Source organism: Bacteroides graminisolvens DSM 19988 = JCM 15093, from assembly GCF_000428125.1.
Taxonomy (GTDB): domain Bacteria; phylum Bacteroidota; class Bacteroidia; order Bacteroidales; family Bacteroidaceae; genus Bacteroides; species Bacteroides graminisolvens.
In genome coordinates this window covers 84201-105858 of record NZ_ATZI01000010.1, presented here as the reverse complement: position 1 = coordinate 105858, position 21658 = coordinate 84201, and the positions used below count along the sequence as shown (strand labels likewise).

The window sequence follows — 21658 nt, the reverse complement described above, 5'->3', positions numbered from 1 at the left end:
GTATGATGAAGTTATTGGTTGTTTTAAGTATCCGCGAAATTCAAGATAAAGTAGCCAAGATGCTGGAGAAAGCCGGTGTGGAGATATTCAGCGTAGGTGATATTACCGGATACAAAAAAAGAGGATACAATGTAGGTTGGTTTGGATCTGATAACGGAAAGACCAATTCCATTGTCATGTTCAGCTTTACGAGTGCCGAATCGGCACACCGTGCTATCGAGATTATTGAGGAATGTAACGAATGCAATCAGTCGCGCTTCCCGGTGCGTGCATACATTCTCAATGTGGATGAGTTTTTGAAAGTTGAGTAACGATAAAGATTGAAGAAAGATGAAAGAACGAATAGTACGCTTTGTAGCAGGAACCATGATTCTGGTTAGTGTGGCGCTGGCTTATTTTGTGGCTTTGGAATGGCTGTTTCTGACTTTGTTTGTCGGAGCCAATTTACTACAGTCGTCCATTACAAAGTTTTGCCCCCTGGAGCTGATCATTGACTATTTTACATCACGCTCACAGCGCGCCAAATAAACGCTTAATAGTTTGCCTTAAAACCTCTTTATGTTTTTAAAAAACACCTTTATCTTTTTAAAAAACATAAAGAGGTTTTTTGCATAGCATCTCGTTGCTGTTTCGGGCAGATTTTTATATTTTTGTGCGACCAGTGCATTTTTGCCTGGATAATGAGTTAATGCATGAAAATATGAATAAAGTTGAGTTGGCAGCCAGATTTCCCGTTATCAAGTTAGGTGCAAGCTGTTTTGCTAATCTTTCCGAGGAAAGATTGAAAGACCTGGAAGCTCACAAACGACAAATCACTTTTCAGAAAGGAGATATCATCAGTAAGCAAGGAACATTTGCTCCTTCGGTGATGTTTGTGCTCGATGGTTTCATTAAAGAATACATAGAAGGCAACGGCGGGAAGAACACGAATTTAAGACTGGTGGGCAAAGGCGATTTTGTGGCTTTGTCCGGACTGTTTAATAACAAAGTCAGCAATTATTCCGTAATGGCCCTTAGTCAGGTAACTCTTTGCCTGTTCGACCGCGAATATCTGTTGCAAGTCATACAAGAAAACCCCGATATGAGTTTTCAGCTGATTCATCGCTATAGTGAACTTGAAAATAGTTTCTTTTCAATGCTTCACAGCCATTTGTATAAGCAAATGCATGGCAAGATGGCCCGGACTCTTCTCTACCTAAACTCATTCAATACCGCCGATTGCAATGTTTTTGAATTTATGAATAGAAAAGACATTGCCGAGTTTGCATCCGTAAGCACGGAGAACGCTATTCGGGTTTTGAAGAGTTTCGAAACCGACGGTTTAATTGAAATCAGAGACAAAGAGATTCATATTTTAAATGAAAACGCCCTTGAGAATATCTTCCAAAGGGGTTGATACACAAATAATTCATAAATGTTATTTGATAATTGAAAGATTAGCACTAATTTTGCACGCTCTTTATAAGATATAGAATAAAGTATAAATCAAATAAATAATTGTCGGAATGAACGTTTCATTACAAAACATTGACAAAGTAAGTGCATTACTTACAATCAAGCTTGAGAAAGCAGACTATCAGGAACAAGTTGAGAAATCGCTTAAGAACATTCGTCAGAAAGCGCAAGTTCCGGGCTTCCGTCAAGGAATGGTCCCTATGAGCCTTGTAAAGAAGATGTACGCTAAATCCGTTATGGCAGAAGAGGTAAACAAATTACTTTCTGAAAGAGTATACGGTTATATTAAAGAAAACAACTTGAGTATTCTGGGCGAACCACTTCCTAATGTTGACAAACAACCCCAAATTGATTTCGATACAATGGAAGAATTCGATTTCTTGTTTGATATTGCATTGGCTCCTGAATTTAAAGCAGAAGTTGCTGCTACCGATAAGGTTGATTACTATACTGTCGATGTAACGGATGAAATGGTTGATAACCAAATTAAGTCTTATACTCAACGTAACGGCAAGTATGACCAGGTAGACGCTTACCAGGAAAATGATATGTTGAAAGGTCTTTTGGCTGAACTCGATGAGGCCGGAAACACCAAAGAAGGTGGAATTCAGGTTGAAGGAGCAGTTATGATGCCTTCCTATATGAAGAGCGAAGCACAGAAAGCCATTTTTGCAGCAGCAAAAGTGAATGATGTCTTGACTTTCAATCCCAACGAAGCTTATGAAGGTCACGAAGCTGAAATTGCTTCTTTGCTGAAAATAGAGAAAGAAGCAGCAGCCGAAGTTAAATCGAACTTCAGTTTCCAGGTAGAAGAAATTACCCGCTTCGTTGAGGGTGATCTGAATCAGGAATTGTTTGATTTGGTTTTCGGAAAAGATGTTGTTACAACAGAAGAAGAATTCCGTGCTAAAGTGAAAGAAAGCATTGCTTCGCAGTTTGTTGCCGACAGTGATTATAAATTCCTCTTAGACGCACGTAAGGTGATAGAAGCTAAAGTTGGTAAGTTAGAGTATCCGGATGCTTTGCTTAAAAGAATCATGTTACTGAACAATACCGATAAAGGCGAAGAGTTTGTGAACGAAAACTACGATAAAAGTGTTGAAGAATTAACTTGGCACCTTATTAAAGAACAGTTGGTTCAGCAAGCTGAAATCAAAGTGGAACAAGAAGATGTTCTCAACATGGCTAAAGATGCTACAAGAGCTCAGTTCGCTCAATATGGCATGCTAAGCGTACCCGAAGACATTCTTGAAAACTATGCCAAAGAAATGTTGAAGAAGAAAGAAAGCATTGATGGTTTGGTGAACCGCGTGGTTGAAGCTAAACTAGCTGCAGTATTGAAGGGAAAAGTGACACTTGAAAACAAAGTGGTCTCTGTAGAAGAATTCAACGCTTTATTTAAATAAAATTAGATATTACGAAGGATAAAGAACACAGAGGTACAAGGCTGCAGAGATTTCCTATGAAATTTTACTCTGTGCTTTTGTGTCTCTGTGTTCTTTTTTGTTTCTTTGCTCTCTGATCAATAACTATTATATAAAAGAAGAACTATGGATGATTTTAGAAAATATGCGACCAAACATTTAGGAATAAATAGTATGGTTTTAGATGGTGTGATACAGTCACAGGCCAATTATTTGAATCCCTATATTCTTGAAGAGAGACAGCTTAATGTGACGCAACTGGATGTATTCTCACGTTTGATGATGGATCGTATCATCTTTTTGGGAACTCAGATTGATGATTATACAGCCAATACATTACAGGCACAGCTGCTTTACCTGGATTCGGTAGATCCCGGTAAAGATATCTCAATCTATATTAATTCACCCGGTGGCTCGGTGTATGCCGGCTTAGGTATTTATGATACAATGCAGTTTATTTCAAGTGATGTGGCTACCATTTGCACTGGTATGGCTGCTTCTATGGCTGCGGTACTGCTTGTGGCAGGAGCAGAGAAAAAACGTTCGGCTCTTACTCACTCCAGAGTGATGATTCACCAACCTATGGGTGGTGCACAGGGACAAGCGTCTGACATTGAAATTACAGCACGGGAAATCATGAAGATGAAGAAAGAACTTTATACCATCATATCAGAACATGCACATACTGACTTTGATAAAGTATGGGCCGACTCTGACCGTGATTACTGGATGACAGCCGTTGAGGCTAAAGAATATGGAATGATAGACGAGGTGTTGTCTAGAAAACCATCAAAAGAGTAAACATGAGTAATTCCAAATCAAACAAAACAGTGAAACAGAAGTGTAGTTTTTGTGGTCGAGATGAAAGTCAGGTAGGTTTCCTTATAACCGGAATCAATGGGTGCATTTGTGATTTGTGTACGCAACAGGCATACGATATCACCAAAGAAGCCATGTCGGGTAAAAACAAAGGTGAAGCTACGGAACTCAACCTCAAAGAACTTCCTAAACCTACAGATATCAAAGCGTTCCTTGATCAATATGTAATTGGTCAGTACGAAGCTAAAAGATCGCTTTCAGTAGCAGTTTATAATCACTACAAGCGTTTGCTGCAAGAAACCACCAATGATGATGTTGAAATTGAAAAATCAAATATCATTATGGTTGGAAGCACAGGAACGGGCAAAACTCTTCTGGCCAGAACCATTGCCAAACTACTGCATGTGCCTTTTACTATTGTTGACGCTACGGTGTTGACAGAGGCAGGCTATGTGGGTGAGGACATTGAAAGCATTTTGACCAGACTGCTTCAAGTGGCCGATTACAACGTGGCAGAAGCTGAGAAGGGTATTGTGTTTATTGATGAGATTGATAAAATAGCCCGTAAAAGTGATAATCCTTCCATCACGCGTGACGTAAGCGGCGAGGGTGTGCAACAAGGACTCTTGAAACTCTTGGAAGGTTCGGTCGTGAACGTTCCTCCCCAGGGAGGCAGAAAGCACCCGGATCAAAAGATGATTGCTGTTAATACCAAAAATATATTGTTTATTTGTGGTGGTGCTTTTGATGGGATAGAGAAAAAAATCGCTCAGCGTCTCAATACGCACGTGGTAGGTTATGGGGCAACTCAGAAAAATACGTTGATAGACAAGAGCAATCTGATGCAATACATCGCCCCTCAAGACTTGAAATCATTTGGACTTATTCCCGAAATCATAGGGCGTTTACCCATACTGACATCACTTCAGCCGCTTGACCGTGAGGCATTACGTGCCATCCTGACTGAACCTAAGAATTCTATTATCAAGCAATACGTGAAATTGTTTGAGATGGATAAGGTGAAGCTTACTTTTCAAGATGAAGTATTGGAGTACATTGTTGACAAGGCTGTGGAGTATAAACTGGGTGCACGCGGGTTACGCTCTATCGTTGAAGCTATAATGATCGATGCCATGTTTGAATTGCCTTCGCAAAACAAAAAGAAATATGAAGTGACTCTGGAGTACGCTAAGGCTCAGCTGGAAAAAGCCAATATGGCTCGTTTGCAAACAGCCTGATGTTTACAAATCCGTTACAACAAAAAAATCAATGTTTAAAAGCGAGAAGCTCTGAAATATTAATTGCGATTTGCTTGATTTTTAATAAGTAGTTTATAACTTTGTTAGCCTTCCTTTTTAAGGAAGGCGGGCAATAGTTAACGTAGGAATTGAACAAATAACCTTATGCAATGGCTGAAAAGATTAATTTAACGGAACAACTGAAACGGTATTTCGGATTTGACAAATTCAAAGGGAACCAAGAGGCAATTATGATTAATTTGCTTGATGGTAACGACACCTTTGTACTGATGCCAACCGGCGGTGGCAAATCGTTGTGTTATCAGTTACCTTCCTTAATAATGGAGGGCACGGCAATTGTTATCTCTCCGTTAATCGCGTTAATGAAGAATCAGGTTGATGCGATGCGTAACTTCAGTGAAGAAGACGGCATTGCTCATTTTATTAATTCTTCCTTAAATAAAGCAGCTATTGATCAAGTCAAATCAGATATCTTATCGGGAAAAACGAAGTTGTTGTATGTAGCACCGGAATCGTTGACTAAAGATGAATACGTCGATTTTCTACGTTCAGTAAAGATTTCATTCTATGCCGTGGACGAAGCGCATTGTATTTCGGAATGGGGGCACGACTTCCGGCCCGAGTACCGTCGTATTCGTCCCATTATAAACGAAATAGGCAAGGCTCCGGTAATTGCATTAACGGCAACGGCCACCCCCAAAGTTCAACACGACATTCAGAAGAACCTGGGAATGGTTAATGCAAAGGTCTATAAATCATCATTTAACCGGCCCAATCTATATTACGAAGTACGTTCCAAAACAGTCAATGTTGATAAGGAAATTATCAAATTTATCAAAAATAATCAGGAAAAGTCGGGTATCATTTACTGCCTTAGTCGCAAAAAGGTAGAAGAACTGGCCGAGATCCTTCAGGCAAACGGCATCAATGCAAAAGCTTATCATGCCGGAATGGACTCTGCAACAAGAACGCAGAATCAGGATGATTTTTTGATGGAGAAGATTGATGTAATCGTTGCAACGATTGCTTTTGGAATGGGTATTGACAAACCTGATGTTCGCTATGTGATTCATTATGACATTCCGAAAAGTCTGGAAGGTTATTACCAGGAAACCGGTCGCGCCGGACGAGATGGTGGTGAAGGACAGTGCATAACTTTTTATACAAACAAAGACCTGCAGAAACTGGAAAAGTTTATGCAAGGAAAGCCTGTTGCAGAGCAGGAAATAGGCAGGCAGCTTCTGCTCGAAACCGCTGCGTACGCCGAATCATCTGTATGTAGAAGAAAATCACTATTACATTATTTTGGTGAAGAATATACAGAAGAGAATTGTGGAAATTGTGACAACTGTTTAAACCCTAAAAAGCAAGTGGAGGCTCAAGATTCGTTGTGTGCTGTGATTGAAACGATCATAGCGGTAAAAGAAAATTTTAAAGCAGATTATATTATTGACATATTGCAAGGTCGTGAAACTTCTGAAGTGCAGGCTCACCTGCATGAAGACCTTGAGGTTTTCGGCTCAGGAATGGGTGAAGACGACAAACTGTGGAATGCTGTAATCAGACAAGCGTTGATCGCTGGTTATTTAAGTAAGGATGTAGAGAACTATGGTACTTTGAAGGTAACTGATGAAGGACACAAATTCTTGAAACATCCTAAATCTTTCAAGATAACCGAAGATAACGATTTTGAAGAAGTTGAAGATGAAGCACCGGCAAGAGGAGGAGGTTCATGTGCTGTGGATCCGGCTTTATATTCTATGTTGAAAGACTTGAGGAAGAAACTTTCTAAGAAATTGAATGTACCTCCTTATGTTATCTTTCAAGATCCTTCTTTGGAGGCGATGGCTACTATCTATCCTGTTACGCTGGATGAATTGCAAAATATTCCGGGTGTGGGTGCGGGTAAAGCCAAACGTTATGGCGAAGAATTCTGTGTGCTTATTAAAAAGCATTGCGAAGAAAATGAAATTGAAAGACCTGAGGACCTTAGGGTACGTACGGTTGCTAACAAATCCAAACTAAAGGTTTCAATCATTCAGGCGATTGATCGTAAGGTGGCTTTGGATGATATTGCGTTGTCTAAAGGTATTGAATTTAGTGACCTTCTCGATGAGGTTGAGGCTATTGTTTATTCGGGTACGAAATTAAATATAGACTACTTCCTCGATGAAATTATGGACGAAGATCACTTGCTTGACATTTACGATTACTTTAAAGAATCGACAACCGATGGCGTGGAGGATGCCTTGGCAGAACTAGGTGACGAGTTTACGGAAGAAGAAGTCCGTTTGGTTCGTATCAAGTTCTTCTCTGAAATGGCGAATTAATAGTTTAATAAAGTGGGCGGTGCTCAATCTGATCAGGATTAAAAAAATCATACTGAAAAGATTGAGCACCGTTTATTTTTGTCTTTTTAATAAAAAAAGTAGGGCCGTAGTCTATAAGGCTGGAATAAAAAGCGTATATTTGCACGCAATAAATTTTAAACGCATACTTTTATGTCATTTATTGCTGATAAGATTGTTATGGACGGATTAACCTTTGACGATGTCTTGTTAATCCCCGCTTATTCTGAAGTTTTACCGCGCACTGTCGATTTAACGACAAAGTTTTCCAAAAACATTGAACTCAAAATCCCCTTTGTAACAGCTGCAATGGACACTGTTACCGAGGCCAAAATGGCTATTGCCATTGCCCGCGAGGGAGGAATTGGTGTAATCCATAAAAACATGTCGATAAAGGACCAGGCGAAGCAAGTTGCTATCGTGAAGCGCGCTGAGAATGGCATGATTTATGATCCTGTTACCATCATGCAAGGCTCTACCGTTTATGACGCGTTGGCGTTGATGGCGGAATATAAAATCGGTGGAATTCCGGTTGTGGATAATGATAAGAAACTGGTGGGAATTGTTACTAATCGTGACCTTCGTTTCGAACGCAATATGGACAAACGTATCGACGAGGTTATGACGAAGGAGAACTTGGTGACTACCAATCAATCTACCGACTTGGAATCGGCTGCTCAAATACTACAACAATACAAAATTGAGAAACTTCCTGTAGTCGATAAAGACGGAAAGCTTATCGGATTGGTTACCTATAAAGATATTACCAAAGCAAAAGACAAGCCCATGGCTTGCAAAGACTCGAAAGGACGTTTGAGAGTTGCGGCAGGCGTTGGCGTAACGGCCGATACGTTTGAACGCATGCATGCTTTAGTGACAGCAGGTGCCGATGCCATTGTTATCGATACGGCTCATGGACACTCCAAAGGAGTTATTGACGTATTAAAAGAGGCGAAACAAAAATACCCCGAAATAGATATTGTGGTAGGTAACATTGCAACGGGTGATGCTGCCAGGATGTTGGTGGAAGCTGGTGCCGACGGTGTGAAAGTTGGTATTGGTCCGGGCTCTATTTGTACCACTCGTGTTGTGGCAGGAGTAGGGGTACCTCAACTTTCGGCTGTATATGAAGTTTCCAAAGCATTGCAGGGAACCGGCGTACCGTTAATTGCCGATGGTGGTTTGCGTTACTCGGGTGATGTGGTGAAGGCATTGGCTGCCGGTGGTAACTGTGTGATGATAGGATCCTTGGTTGCCGGAACAGAAGAAAGTCCGGGCGAAACGATTATCTTTAACGGAAGAAAATTCAAATCATACAGAGGCATGGGCTCTCTGGAAGCAATGGAAAACGGATCAAAAGACCGTTATTTCCAAAGTGGAGAGACTGATGTTAAAAAGCTGGTACCCGAAGGTATTGCGGCTCGTGTTCCTTACAAAGGTTCGCTTTTTGAAGTTATTTATCAGCTTACCGGCGGACTCCGTGCAGGGATGGGATATTGCGGTGCTCAAGACATTCATAAATTGCATGATGCCAAGTTTACACGCATTACCAATGCAGGAGTAATGGAAAGTCATCCTCATGACGTTACCATTACGAGTGAATCTCCTAACTATAGCCGTCCGGAGTAAGGTATAACTATCTTTAAAAATATAAGAGAGCACAAAGACGCAGGTCGCTTACGGACTAATGTGTTTTTGTGCTTTTTGTCTGATATATACATCGTTTTAATGTTTAGAGCAAATCTTCTATAATATGAAAAAGCTTGTTTTATTGTTTCTGGTATGGCTTGGCTGTGGTGTGAATGCGTTCTCTCAATCGGATCCTGTTCTTCTGCGGGTGAATGGTGAAGTAGTAACACGTTCTGAGTTTGAGTATAGCTTTCATAAAAACAATAGCATGGCTATGCTTGAGAAAAAAACACCGGAAGAGTTTTTAGATCTTTATATCGATTACAAATTGAAAGTCAGTGCGGCCAGGTCTGCCGGCATGGACACCACTCAATCATTTAAAGAAGAACTGGCAAGTTACAGAAGATTCCTGGCAAAGTCCTATTTGACAGATACTGCTGCCGAAGAAGAGCAAGCCCGTAAACTATACGATGACATGAAAAACAGCGTGTCGGTGAGTCAGGTTCAGGTGATGCACATTTTTAAATACCTTCCACAAAATGCATCGGCTACCGCAATCAGAAATGCTTCAAGTAAAATGGACTCTATATACAGACTGTTGAGGAACCATTCCACTGCCGACTTCAGTCAATATGTTGCTCAGTATTCCGACGATAAAAATAAGTTTTGGGTTAGTTGGCTGCAAATGCCCGAAGAATTTGAGAAGGTAGCTTTTGCCTTGAATAAAAATGAATTTTCAGAGCCCTTCTTTTCTCCCCAAGGAATTCACATTGTGAAAGTGCTTGATTCCAAATCAATCCCCCCTTTCAAAGAAATGCGCGGTGAGTTGATCCGCCGTCTTAATAACCGATATAAAACAACCTCCATTAGCGACCCGGTTGTAGAGAAGCTAAAGAAAGAATATCAGTTTGTGTCATACGAAGAAAATGTAAGCGAATTGATGCGCCAGGGCCAAACTGATCGTGTTCTTTTTAAAATTGGAGAGAAAAGTTACTCCGGTCAGGACTTCCTGTTATTTTCAAAGAACCATCCGCGTGAATTGAATTTGCAATACCATGATTTCGTTGTTAAGTCCTTGCTTGATTATGAGGATGAGCGTTTAGAACAAAAATACCCCGACTTTAAATACCTGATGATGGAATACCGAGACGGTATTTTAATCTCTGAAATATCCAATCGCGAAGTTTGGGGCGATCATCTTGATGACGAGGCAGAACTGGAAGAGTTCTTCCGGACGCATAAGAAAGATTACTATTGGCCCACACCTAAATTCCGGGGCATTGTGGTAATGTCTCAACAAAAGAAACCGCTCAAACTAATCAAGAAAGCGATTAAGAAAAGAGACTTTGACGAATGGGAAACGTCGCTCAAGGAAAAGCTGACTCCCGAGCAGCTGTTAAATGTACAATATGAACTCGGTCTTTTTGCTGCCGGAGAAAATAAATATGTTGACTATTTTATTTTTAAGAAAGAAAAAGATGTACCTTTGGGCCCATTCCCCTATGTGAACGTATGGGGCGAAAAGATCAAAGGACCCGAGAAATATGAGGATATGCGCGGACCTGTAATGTTTGATTATCAATTGTTTTTAGAGCAGGAATGGGTAAAGAAACTACGTTCCAAAGGCAAAGTTGAAATAAACCAAGAGGTTTTAAAAACAGTTAATAATCACTGATATAAATATTATTGCGTTATCTTCGTATATTGAAATTTGACAAACAGCAGTTGCAATGAGATTTTTTTTATTTGCGATCATTCTCTTTTCTTTTTTTTCCTGCTCAGAGAAGCAGGAACATAAAGGAAAAACCCCTTTGGTAGAAGTCAACGGCATGTTCTTGTATAAGGAAGATGTTGTGAAATCTACTCCTGTTGGTTTGAGTGCAGCTGATAGTTTGCGTTTCGTGAAAGATTATATCCGAAAGTGGTCGGAGTCTGTTTTGTTATATGAAAAAGCGAAGAATAACATACCGGACAACGAAGAAATAGAACGAATGGTCAATAACTATAAACGAGACCTGATTGTGAACGCTTACCAGTCTGAATTGCTGAATCAGAAACTGAATGCAGATACCACCAATCAGGCTTTGGTTGACTATTACGAAATCAATAAAGGACTATTTGTTCTTGAAGAACCTGTGCTGAAGGGACTTTTTATCAAAGTACCGTTGCACGCTCCTCAATTGGTCAAGGTCCGCCAATGGTACCAGAAGGATACACCCGAGACGGTTGACCATTTGGAAAAGTATAGCTTACAGAACGCTGTCAGTTACGAGTATTTTTATGATAAATGGGTCTCGGCTTCAGAGGTTTTAGAGAAATTGCCACAACATATCTCTTTGACCGGCAAACGCAAAATGGAGTTGAAGGATACGGCTTACCATTATTTTTTAAATGTAACTGACTTTTTGGATAAAGGAGAATTGGCTCCGTTTGACTTTGTGCAAGTAAAGGTGAAAGAGATGTTGATGAATCACAGCAAACAAACTTTTATCAAAGAGTTGAAAGAGAATCTTTATCAGAAAGCTGTTGAAAACGGTGAAATAATAAATTATTAAATACACAGAATGAAGAAGTTGGTTAACTTTAAGTTTGTCGTTTTATTTGCCCTGTTAATGCTGGCAGGATCAGTGATGTATGGGCAAGATCATGTTATAGATGAGGTTGTTTGGGTTGTTGGCGACGAAGCAATCCTGAAATCGGATGTTGAAGAGGCAAGAATGAATGCGCAGTACGAAGGGCGTAAGTTTGAGGGCGATCCTTATTGTGTTATTCCCGAAGAACTGGCCATACAGAAATTGTATTTGCATCAGGCGGTGCTCGATAGTATTGAAGTGTCGGAAAGTGAAGTTCTTCAGCGCGTGGAAATGATGACCAATCAGTACATTCAAATGATTGGTTCCAAAGAAAAGATGGAGGAATATTTTAATAAAACTGCTACGCAAATCAGAGAAGCGATGCGTGAGAATGTCAAGAACGGATTGACAGTTCAGAAGATGCAGCAGAAACTGATCGGTGATATTAAGATTACTCCGGCTGAGGTTCGCCGTTATTTCAAAGACCTTCCGCAAGATAGTGTGCCGTATATACCTACCCAGGTTGAAGTTCAAATTATTACTTCGCAACCTAAAATTCCATTGGACGAAATAGAAGATGTGAAGAGACGATTAAGAGAATATACCGATCGTGTAAACAAAGGTGAGATGGATTTCTCAACTCTTGCTCTTTTATATTCTGAAGACAAAGGTTCTGCCATGCGCGGTGGTGAAATCGGGTTCAAAGGTCGCGGAGAACTTGTTCCTGAATACGCCAATGTGGCATTTAACTTACAAGACCCCAAAAAAGTATCGAAGATCGTTGAGTCGGAGTTTGGCTTTCACATCATTCAGTTGATTGAAAAAAGAGGTGACCGTATCAATACCCGTCACATCCTTTTGAAACCGAAAGTGAATGAGAAAGATTTAACGTCGGCCAGAGCTCGTCTGGATTCTATTGCCGATGACATCAGAAAGAATAAGTTCAGTTTTGATGAAGCGGCTTCTATTATTTCGCATGACAAAGATACCCGTAATAACCACGGATTGATGCCTAACCCTCAGACCAACACTTCTAAATTCGAGATGCAACAGTTGCCTCAGGAAATTGCAAAAGTAGTTGACGGCATGAACGTAGGTGAGATATCTAAGGCTTTCACGATGGTGAATGAGAAAGATGGTAAAGAAGTATGTGCCATTGTAAAACTGAAAAGCAGAATCAACGGACACAAGGCTACTATTACGGATGATTATCAGAATCTAAAAGAAATAGTGATGGATAAACGCCGTGAGGAGATGCTCGAAAAGTGGATCGTTGAAAAACAAAAACATACGTACGTTCGTATCAATGATAATTGGAAGAATTGCTCGTTTAAGTATCCGGGTTGGATAAAAGACTAAATATGAGATGTAAGCAATCTTTTTAGTATGCTAATGAATAAAAAAAAATCTTTTATAATCAGGCATAGATTTCTCTTGGTGAGTCTTCTATGCCTGTTTGGCGTATGTGTCGTGGCACAAGTGAAACCGGCTGCCGGTCAGCAGAAAAAGGTGGAGAAGAAAAGCGACGATTCTGCCAAGAACAAGAAGGGAACTGCCAAAAAGAAGCCTGTCGACAAAAGGAAACGGGTGGACTTGCTTCATGCCGATGAGGCGCAGGCCGATAAGTTGCTGCGACCGGATGTTCAGGTGCTCATCGGTTCGGTGAAGTTGCGCCACGACAGTATGTATATGTATTGCGACAGTGCCCTCATTTACGAAAAAACAAATTCGGTGGAAGCGTTTAGCAATGTCCGCATGGAACAGGGTGACACGCTGTTTATATACGGAGATTATTTGAATTATAATGGCGAAACTCAGTTGGCCATGCTCCGCGAAAATGTGAAGTTGATCAATAGAAAGACTACCCTTACCACGGACAGTTTGAATTACGACCGTTTGTACAACTTGGGCTACTACTTTGAAGGGGGAACGCTGACGGATGAAGAGAATATTCTGACATCCGACTGGGGGGAATACAGTCCGGCAACCAAAATAGCGGTTTTCAATCACGAGGTAAAGCTCGCCAATCCAAGATTTACCTTGTACTCAGATACGTTGAAGTATAGTACGGATAGCAAAATAGCTACTATATTGGGTCCGTCGAACATCGTAAATGAAAAGAATCACATCTATTCCGAAAGAGGTTTTTATAATACGGCTAAAGACCAGGCACAACTCCTGGATCGTTCCGTGCTGACCAACGAAGGGAAAAAGCTGGTGGCCGATAGCTTGTTTTATGATCGCAAAACAGGATACGGTGAAGCCTTTTACAATGTAGTGATGAACGATACCATCAACAAAAACATGTTGACGGGCGACTATTGTTTTTACAATGAACTCACCGAATCGGCTCTGGCTACCCAAAAAGCAGTGGCTATTGACTATTCGCAAGGCGATAGCCTGTTTATGCACGCCGATACACTCAAAATGAATTCTTATTTTGTGAAAACAGACTCGGCCTATCGTGAAATGAAAGCCTACCACAAAGTCAGAATCTTCCGAAAAGACATTCAGGGCGTATGCGACTCTTTGTTGTTCAGCTCCAAGGACTCTTGCCTGAGAATGTATCACGATCCGATTATCTGGAACGAGAAACAGCAACTGCTGGGCGAAGAGATAAACGTTTACATGAATGACAGTACAATCGACTGGGCACATATCATCAACCAGGCGTTGACGGTTGAACAGAAAGATTCGATACATTATAATCAGATATCCGGCAAGGAAATAAAGGCTTACTTCCAAGGTGGAGAAGCCCGGAAGATTGACGTGATAGGGAATGTCCTGGTGATTTATTATCCGGAAGAAAAAGACAGTACCATGATTGGAATGAATACATCGGAAACCAGCTTGCTCAATTTGCACCTGATGAATCGTAAGATGGAGAAGATGGTGATGAGTCCCAAGTCGAACGGAACGCTTTATCCGATGGATCAAATTCCGGTAGATAAAATGAAACTGCCCACTTTTGTGTGGTTTGATTACATCCGGCCGCAGAATAAAGAAGATATATTTAACTGGAGAGGCAAAAAAAGTGGGGAAACGTTACGAAAAACAACTCGAAAACCTGTAACTTCACCCAAGAGAGAACTAAATAAATTGAATTGATATGGGAATGTTCGGCATTAGGAAACCGCGTGGTTTCAATCATCAGTATATATATGTTGATGAACGCAAGGAGAAACTGACTAAGATGGAGGAGGATGCGAAGCGTGATTTAGGAATGTTGCCCGAAAAAGAATTCTCGCCCGAAGACATCAAAGGTAAGTTTGTTGAGGCTACTACTCATTTAAAACGTAGAAAACAGAGTGGACGCAAACCCATTCATGTAGGTCTTATAATAATCATCATCGCTTTGTTGATTTATCTTTGGCACTATTTGCTGACAGGAAGCTGGAGTTTTTAATTCCCCGCTGTTAGCTTTTATTGATCCACTTTTCATTTCAAACAAATAGAAGGAATTTTAGCATATGAGTGACGTAATTCGTCTTTTGCCGGATTCTGTAGCCAATCAGATCGCAGCAGGAGAAGTTATTCAACGTCCCGCATCCATTGTGAAGGAGCTGGTCGAAAATGCAATTGATGCGGAGGCAAGTAATATATATGTGTTGGTAACCGATGCAGGGAAAACCTGCATTCAGGTTATTGATGATGGGAAAGGTATGTCGGAAACCGACGCCCGCCTTTCTTTTGAGCGCCATGCAACTTCTAAGATTCGGGAAGCATCGGATCTTTTTGCTTTGCGTACCATGGGCTTCCGCGGGGAGGCATTAGCCTCTATTGCTGCCGTTGCACAGGTGGAACTCAAAACCCGTCCCGCGTCTGAGGAAGTTGGAACTAAAATAGTCATTGCAGGTTCCAAGTTCGAGAGTCAGGAAGTTGTTTCTTGCCCCAAAGGAAGTAACTTTTCAGTGAAAAACCTCTTCTTCAACATCCCGGCACGGCGTAAGTTTTTAAAGGCAAACTCTACGGAACTAAGCAATATACTGGCCGAGTTTGAACGCATTGCGCTGGTCAATCCCGACGTGTCTTTGTCGTTGTACAGCAATGATGCAGAAGTATTCAATCTGCCTGCCTCTTCGTTGCGCCAACGAATATTGTCTGTTTTCGGGAAGAAATTGAACCAGCAATTGCTGACGGTCGACGTAGATACTACGATGATAAAAGTTTCCGGTTTTGTTGCGAAGCCCGAGACTTCACGCAAGAAAGGAATGCATCAATATTTCTTTGTGAACGGACGCTACATGCGGCATCCTTATTTTCACAAAGCCGTAATGGATGCCTATGAACAGTTGATACCCGCGGGCGATCAGATTACTTATTTCTTATATTTTGAGGTCGATCCCGCTAATATTGATGTGAACATACACCCCACGAAAACAGAAATAAAGTTCGAGAATGAGCAAGCCATCTGGCAGATTCTGGCTGCAGCGGTTAAAGAGTCATTGGGAAAGTTCAGTGCGGTTCCTTCCATTGACTTTGATACGGCCGACATGCCCGATATTCCGGCTTTCGAACAAGCGGCACCTGTTGAATCTCCCAAGGTACATTACAACTCAGATTATAATCCGTTTAAGTCGTCGGCCTCATATTCCCGTCCCAGCGTGAATTGGGAAAACCTTTATGGCGGACTTCAGAAGGCGGACACGCATGTAGAGCCCGATACGACCGATCATTTTTCCGATTCTGTACGCACCGAAAGTGCGGAAACAGGATCCGTGTTCTCGTCGGCCTTTAACAATACAGATCATGCTGTTGAGAAAGCTAATCAGCACTTGCAGATTAAAGGGCGCTACATTTTAACATCGGTAAAATCAGGCCTGATGATCATTGATCAGCACAGAGCCCATGTGCGTATTCTTTTTGATCGTTACATTACGCAGATCACCAACCGGCAAGGTGAAGGACAGCGAGTGCTGTTCCCGGAAATCATTCAGTTGCCGGCATCCGAAGTCGTCGTTTTGGAAGGCATCATGGACGATTTGTCGGCTGTAGGTTTCGAACTGACCAATCTGGGAGGAGGAAGTTTTGCGGTCAACAGCATCCCGTCGGGTGTAGAAGGGCTCGATCCTGTGCAACTGGTTCGTAACATGGTTCACACTGCCATGGAAAAAGGCAACGACGTGAAAGAAGAAATACAAAACGTATTGGCACTGACTTTGGCCAAAGCCGCCGCTATAGTTTACGGCCAAGTGCTGACACCCGATGAGATTACCGGTTTGGTGGATAATTTGTTTGCGTGCGAAACTCCTAATTATACGCCGGATGGCAGCGTGGTTATTTCAACCATTAAAGACGATGATATAAACAAGCTCTTTAAATAACGTGAGTAGCACCTTGGTTATGAATTGAAAAATCCCCTTATTTTAGCTCTGTTTCAGGAATTGAAAAGAGAAAAATAAGGGGATTTCCTTGTATGTAGCGACGATTAAATTCTGAATCCGATCGTCTTCCTAACCTCTTCTAATGTTTTCGAAGCACTTTCTCCGGCTTTCTCGGCACCAATCTTTGCCACCCGATCCAAGAATTCAATGTCCTGAGAGTATTCATTGATCCGTTCGCGTATCGGAGCATTGAATTTGGCAATGTCTTCCGCCAATTGCTTTTTCAGATCACCATACCTGATAGAACAGTCGTTCCATTTCTCGTCAAAGTATTGATAAGTATCTTTGGTCGAAACAATATCAAGAAAGGTGAAAAGGTTTCTGATAACCTCGGGCTTTTCGCTGTTGGGCGTAGTAGGACCCGAATCGGTCACCGCTTTCATTACCTTTTTGCGAATAGTCTCCGCATCATCCATCAGATAAATGCAATTACCTTCTGATTTTCCCATTTTACCGGAACCGTCGAGACCCGGAATCTTCACCGCCTGACTGGCAAGAGAGAACGACTGAGGTTCGGGAAACAATTCCGTTTCATACATGGTGTTGAAGCGGCGGGCAAATTTGCGGGCCATTTCCATGTTCTGCTCCTGATCCTTACCAACGGGCACCTTAACAGCTTTGTGTATCAAAATGTCGGCAGCCATTAACGTCGGATACGTTAATAATCCGGCATTCACATTATCGGGTTGCTTCCTTGCTTTCTCTTTGAACGTGGTACACCTTTCCATCTCACCCAGGTAAGCATTCATGTTGAGGTAAAGATATAATTCAAGTACCTCCTTCACGTCACTTTGCACATATATAGTCGCTTTTTCCGGGTCGATGCCACATGCCAGATATTCAGCCAGAATGGTTCTCGAACTTTTAATGATATCTTCGGGTCTGGGGCGAGTGGTTAACGAGTGCCAATCTGCTATAAAGAAAAAACAATTATATTCATTCTGCATTTGCAGAAAACTCTTCACTGCTCCAAAATAGTTACCCAAATGTAGATTACCGGTAGGGCGAATTCCGCTAACAACTGTTTCCATAAATATCTTTAATTCAAATTTGACTGCAAAATTACACAAAAAGATTGAGATGAGGGCTCATTTTAGTGAATTTGCGCAAGTATTTGCGGCTAAACTGTTCGCTCTTGCGCATGCTAAAGCGGTGCCCTCACGGTGCTACGTTGTGAGGTAAACCGATTGGTTCTTTGATTTAGGATAATAATAGTCAACTCTTATGGATGTGATAGTCTTTATATTTCAACGAATGGCAGTTGACATTGGTAAGTGTAGTGAGAAAGAACTACAACAGGGCGGCGCTTCTTGTCTTGTTGATTTATTCGGTCAAATGGCTGTAGGTTACTCTTTTGGTTTACACGTTTTGAAGTGAGTTTCCCGGTAGCAAACTGTTAGTTTCGTCGTGAGAAAATCTGAGTTTCCTACTGATGAAACTTGGAGTTTTCCACGATGAAACTCAACGTTTTTACCCATAAAACTCTGATTACAAGCCATTTGTGATGATAAACATGCTGTGTGCAATTAATCAGGCAAAGATAAGGACAAAAAGAAAGCCAATACTTTCATCGTTCATAAAACGAGAGCAGTAAAATAAATGGTCTTTTATTGATTAAGGCAAGTCGCTTCTACCTAAAAACAACCACCCAGTATTGAAGCACAAAAAGGGACTTATCAATGCGCAATGAGTGTTTTTTGATGATTTACTAAGCCGTTTTTTGCTGTTTTGCATCCAAAAGCATTCAAAACAGCTCAAACGTCGGCTCTTTTTGGGTTAATTGTAGTTAATGAATCTATATAACTAGCTAAAAGTGATAGATAGTGATAGTGAAATAGCTGTTTTAGTGGTAGATATCTTTTACTGTCACTCTTCTGTATACCCTATAAAAAGGGCATTTTGAATAAGTTAGTGAGGGTAAGTGATGGTAAACCGCGCTTTTTATTTGCTGGGAAGAGAGTCGTGAAAACAAGCCAAGGAAAAATGTACGGTTTTTAAAATGCTTTTGATGGTCAATATTTTGTATGTATTCTAAAAAGTAATGCATGATGAACGAAACATCTGTTGAGGGCTCTTTGTTTTTTATGCAGGAAAAAGTTTATATTTGCTTTTATAACCCCTAAACGATACCATAGTTATGCTGATACTTCTATCTTGTGCCAAAACGATGACGGCTGTTTCCAAAACAAAAGTTCCTTTTTGTACCACGCCGTTGTTTCAGTTGAATGCAACTGAGATTGCTTTGCAGATGACTCAGTACTCTGTAGAAGAACTGGAAGCGTTGCTCCGCGTGAACGGGAAAATCGCATTGGAAAATTACAAGCGATATCGGGTTTTTCACGATCATGAAGAAACGGCTTTGCCGGCTATACTGGCATATACGGGAATTGTTTTTAAACGGCTCGATCCTGCAGGTTTCAATCCGGATGATTTTGCCTATGCACAAAAAGCATTACGGTTTACCTCGTTTTGTTACGGTTTGCTGCGCCCGCTCGATCAGATTAAGAATTATCGTTTGGAGGGAGATGTGAAATTGCCGGTGGCGGCCGACCGCACGCTCTTTTCGTATTGGAAAGACTTGTTGACCGATTTGTTTATTGACGAGATTAGGCAAAATGGCGGAACGCTTGCCTATTTGGCCAGTGATGAAATGCGCGGACTGTTTCATTGGGATAAAGTGTTGAGTGCCGTAAAAGTCATCACCCCCGAATTTCATATCTGGAAAGGAGGGAAGCTTTCTACCGTTGTGGTGTACACCAAAATGGCTAGGGGAGAAATGGCTCGCTATATTATAAAGAACCGAATGACGGATCCTGAAACTTTAAAAGCCTTTTCGTGGGAAGGTTTTGAGTACAACGCCTCTTTATCCGATGATAATAAGTTGGTGTTTACCTTGGGCGTTGGTTGAACCCTAAAAAATAGAATCTATATTTGTCTGATAATCAGCTTGTTTTTCGTTAGAAGAAAAATAAGTTATAAAAATAATGGGATTATATTTTGGAGTTTTCAGCAAAAGCTATATCTTTGCATCGCTTTTGAAACGAGAATGTATCGGGCGTTTAGCTCAGCTGGTTCAGAGCATCTGCCTTACAAGCAGAGGGTCGGCGGTTCGAACCCGTCAACGCCCACACCGATTTCTCGTTTTAAATATAAAAAGGGCGTTTAGCTCAGCTGGTTCAGAGCATCTGCCTTACAAGCAGAGGGTCGGCGGTTCGAACCCGTCAACGCCCACATCAAAAAAAGTCTTTTAATGGGCTGATAATCAAAGGAATACAAAGGGGCTTGAGCTTGTGCGATTTGCATAGGTTCGAGTCTTTTTTTATATCTACCCCTTGTTTTTAGCTATTTTGGGGCATATAAAATAGGATTCTCTTATAACTATTTTATAACTCGTCATGCAAGTTGCCTTTTTATTACAACAAAAGCGATTATGGCAACATTTAAAGCGGTTATTTTTACAGGAGGCAAACATATTAAGCAAGATGGCACTACGAACATAAAGATACGTATTTACCATAATGGCTCACCTCAGTATGTACCTACTCAATATTATGTAAAGCCCGATGAGATGGGAGATGATGGTACAATCGTATCATCATCTGAAAGTAGTGATATACTGAATTTCGAGTTAGGGCAGCTAATACAGCGTTTTAGAGGTATTTGTATAAAACTAGGAACGTCAAGAACGGCAAAAATGAGCTGTAAGGAGTTAAAAGAGGAAATAGAAAAATACGCAACACCGGATTCTGAATATATTGATTTTGTTGCATTTTCGAGGGCAATAATCTCAAAAACGGTTAAAAGAAAGACGGCAGAATGGTATGAATCTTCTTTAAATGCATTAATAAATTTTCTTGGAACTGAGAGAATTGACGTCAAAGATATAAAAAACAGGACACTTGAAGAGTTCATGGTTTACCTGATGGGTAGGAAGATTATAATTAAGAGCAAGACAAAAGGTTCTCCGGATCAAACTAGGCTAATGGAGCCGGGAACTATTAATAACTATCTTCGAGGAATCAGATCTTTATATAATAAGGCTAAAAAGGAGTATAATAATGAGGATTACGATATTATTAAGATTCCTAATAATCCATTTTCAAAAATAACGATCCCCGAATATGTGCGTAAGAGAAAGAATTTATCTATTGATGACATCTTGAAAATACGGGATGCCAAGTTTGATCGCGAGCGTACTAATATGGCCAGAGATGTATTCATGATGTTATTCTATATGATGGGGATTAACATGAATGACTTTTTTTCAATCGTACAGGAATCTTATGGGCGTATTGTTTATGAACGCAGTAAAGTGACTACGATTGAAAATAAAAGGCGCTTGACTTTATCTATTAAGATTGAGCCTGAATTGAGGCACTTAATTGATAAATACAGCAACGGAACATTCTTATCCTATTTTCGCATGAGGTATTCAGATTATAACAATTTTCTGAAAGCTGTAAATAAGGAGCTCAAAGAAATTTCTAAAGAATTAAATCTGGGTGTTCCTCTATCTACCAACTGGGCACGCCATTCGTGGGCTAGTATAGCACGTAACAGGGCTTGTGTAGCTAAAGCGGATGTAGACTTTTGCCTTGGGCACGTCAATAATGATTATAAGATGGCCGATATCTATATTGATATTGATTATGGTGTTTGCGATCGTGCAAATCGTGCCGTATTAGATTTGCTGAAAAAGGCTTCAGAAAAAAAAGAAGCAAAAAAAGAAGCAATTTATTTGCATTTATAAAAAGAATACCTATATTT

The 21658-nt window shown here is 40.8% G+C and carries 18 protein-coding genes and 2 tRNA genes; 19 read left to right on the top strand and 1 reads right to left on the bottom strand.

The genetic code is table 11. The features are described from left to right. Positions 1-2 precede the first annotated feature (2 nt). The 14 genes from C511_RS0109290 to mutL all read left to right on the top strand — a co-directional run bounded on the left by C511_RS0109290 (position 3) and on the right by mutL (position 16831). Positions 3-311, top strand: coding sequence for a hypothetical protein (locus C511_RS0109290; protein ID WP_226992586.1), 309 nt, complete (start codon positions 3-5; stop codon positions 309-311). Positions 312-330: 19 nt separating this feature from the next. Further along, positions 331-528, top strand: a complete 198-nt coding sequence (locus C511_RS0109285; RefSeq protein ID WP_024997553.1) for a YgaP family membrane protein — start codon at positions 331-333, stop codon at positions 526-528. Positions 529-700: 172 nt separating this feature from the next. After that, positions 701-1396 carry a Crp/Fnr family transcriptional regulator gene (locus tag C511_RS0109280; protein WP_158332570.1) on the top strand — a complete coding sequence of 232 codons (696 nt, stop codon included), beginning with the start codon at positions 701-703 and terminating at the stop codon, positions 1394-1396. Positions 1397-1505: 109 nt separating this feature from the next. After that, on the top strand, positions 1506-2861 hold the full coding sequence (gene tig, locus C511_RS0109275; protein ID WP_027318081.1) for a trigger factor: 1356 nt from the start codon (positions 1506-1508) through the stop codon (positions 2859-2861). 144 nt (positions 2862-3005) lie between these two features. After that, positions 3006-3680, top strand: a complete 675-nt coding sequence (gene clpP / locus C511_RS0109270) for an ATP-dependent Clp endopeptidase proteolytic subunit ClpP (RefSeq protein ID WP_024997551.1) — start codon at positions 3006-3008, stop codon at positions 3678-3680. Between the two features lie 2 nt (positions 3681-3682). Further along, positions 3683-4936, top strand: coding sequence for an ATP-dependent Clp protease ATP-binding subunit ClpX (clpX, locus tag C511_RS0109265; RefSeq protein WP_024997550.1), 1254 nt, complete (start codon positions 3683-3685; stop codon positions 4934-4936). A gap of 170 nt (positions 4937-5106) precedes the next feature. Continuing rightward, positions 5107-7287: a DNA helicase RecQ gene (gene recQ, locus C511_RS0109260; RefSeq protein ID WP_024997549.1), complete on the top strand. Its 2181-nt coding sequence runs from the start codon at positions 5107-5109 to the stop codon at positions 7285-7287. Between the two features lie 171 nt (positions 7288-7458). Next, positions 7459-8934: an IMP dehydrogenase gene (gene guaB, locus C511_RS0109255; protein WP_027318080.1), complete on the top strand. Its 1476-nt coding sequence runs from the start codon at positions 7459-7461 to the stop codon at positions 8932-8934. 124 nt (positions 8935-9058) lie between these two features. Further along, entirely contained in the window at positions 9059-10609 is a 1551-nt protein-coding gene (locus C511_RS0109250) for a peptidylprolyl isomerase (protein ID WP_024997548.1), read from the top strand. Positions 10610-10664: 55 nt separating this feature from the next. Continuing rightward, positions 10665-11489 carry a hypothetical protein gene (locus tag C511_RS0109245; RefSeq protein ID WP_024997547.1) on the top strand — a complete coding sequence of 275 codons (825 nt, stop codon included), beginning with the start codon at positions 10665-10667 and terminating at the stop codon, positions 11487-11489. A 9-nt stretch (positions 11490-11498) separates the two neighbouring features. After that, a complete protein-coding gene (locus tag C511_RS0109240) occupies positions 11499-12866 on the top strand; it encodes a peptidylprolyl isomerase (protein WP_024997546.1) in 1368 nt (455 codons plus the stop codon). A 27-nt stretch (positions 12867-12893) separates the two neighbouring features. Next, positions 12894-14615: an OstA-like protein gene (locus C511_RS0109235; protein ID WP_024997545.1), complete on the top strand. Its 1722-nt coding sequence runs from the start codon at positions 12894-12896 to the stop codon at positions 14613-14615. A 1-nt stretch (position 14616) separates the two neighbouring features. After that, positions 14617-14913, top strand: coding sequence for a hypothetical protein (locus C511_RS0109230; protein WP_024997544.1), 297 nt, complete (start codon positions 14617-14619; stop codon positions 14911-14913). A gap of 64 nt (positions 14914-14977) precedes the next feature. After that, complete coding sequence (mutL, locus tag C511_RS0109225; protein ID WP_024997543.1) at positions 14978-16831, top strand: DNA mismatch repair endonuclease MutL; 1854 nt, start codon at positions 14978-14980, stop codon at positions 16829-16831. 104 nt (positions 16832-16935) lie between these two features. Here the strand turns inward: mutL and trpS are convergent, their stop codons facing one another. After that, complete coding sequence (gene trpS / locus C511_RS0109220; RefSeq protein ID WP_024997542.1) at positions 16936-17922, bottom strand: tryptophan--tRNA ligase; 987 nt, start codon at positions 17920-17922, stop codon at positions 16936-16938. A 193-nt stretch (positions 17923-18115) separates the two neighbouring features. On the opposite strand from trpS, the gene C511_RS17895 reads away from it, so the two are divergent. The 5 genes from C511_RS17895 (at position 18116) to C511_RS0109195 (ending at position 21641) form a co-directional block, all read left to right on the top strand. Next, positions 18116-18268 carry a transposase gene (locus tag C511_RS17895; protein ID WP_148297770.1) on the top strand — a complete coding sequence of 51 codons (153 nt, stop codon included), beginning with the start codon at positions 18116-18118 and terminating at the stop codon, positions 18266-18268. A gap of 760 nt (positions 18269-19028) precedes the next feature. Beyond that, complete coding sequence (yaaA, locus tag C511_RS0109210) at positions 19029-19799, top strand: peroxide stress protein YaaA (protein ID WP_024997541.1); 771 nt, start codon at positions 19029-19031, stop codon at positions 19797-19799. Positions 19800-19944: 145 nt separating this feature from the next. Further along, positions 19945-20019 (top strand) — tRNA-Val (locus C511_RS0109205). Positions 20020-20047: 28 nt separating this feature from the next. Further along, a tRNA-Val gene (locus C511_RS0109200) sits at positions 20048-20122 on the top strand. Positions 20123-20321: 199 nt separating this feature from the next. Continuing rightward, positions 20322-21641 (top strand): tyrosine-type recombinase/integrase, encoded by a 1320-nt coding sequence (locus C511_RS0109195; protein WP_027318078.1) that lies wholly within the window; start codon positions 20322-20324, stop codon positions 21639-21641. Positions 21642-21658 lie beyond the last annotated feature (17 nt).